The sequence below is a fragment of the Halorubrum sp. SP3 genome, from assembly GCF_005435195.1.
GTDB lineage: Archaea > Halobacteriota > Halobacteria > Halobacteriales > Haloferacaceae > Halorubrum > Halorubrum sodomense.
This window is the reverse complement of sequence record NZ_SGTU01000573.1, coordinates 1-298: the sequence shown is the minus strand read 5'-3', so window position 1 is coordinate 298 and position 298 is coordinate 1. Positions and strand designations below refer to the sequence as shown.

Annotated in this window: 1 protein-coding gene; it reads left to right on the top strand. The window is 63.8% G+C overall.

The features are described from left to right. Nucleotides 1-298: ABC transporter permease subunit (locus EXE42_RS17620; RefSeq protein ID WP_137707118.1), on the top strand; the 298-nt coding region annotated here is incomplete at both ends.

Here is a 298-nt window from a genome sequence, read left to right as displayed (position 1 = left end):
TCCCGTACCAGGCGGTTCTGGTGCCGCTCTCGCAGTTCTGGTCGATGATCCCGCTCCAGGACGCCCTCGGCTTCCTGTGGGCGCTCGGGATCAACAACGACTACACCGGGATCTTCGAACTGATCGTCACGCACGTGGCCTACGGGCTCCCGATCTGTACGGTCCTGTTCAGGTCGTACTACAAGAACATGAGCGAGGAGATGATCGAGGCCGCGCGGCTGGACGGCGCGTCCATCCGCCGGATCTACCGCCGCATCGTGCTCCCGCTCTCGGGACCGATGTTCGCGGTGGTCCTGAT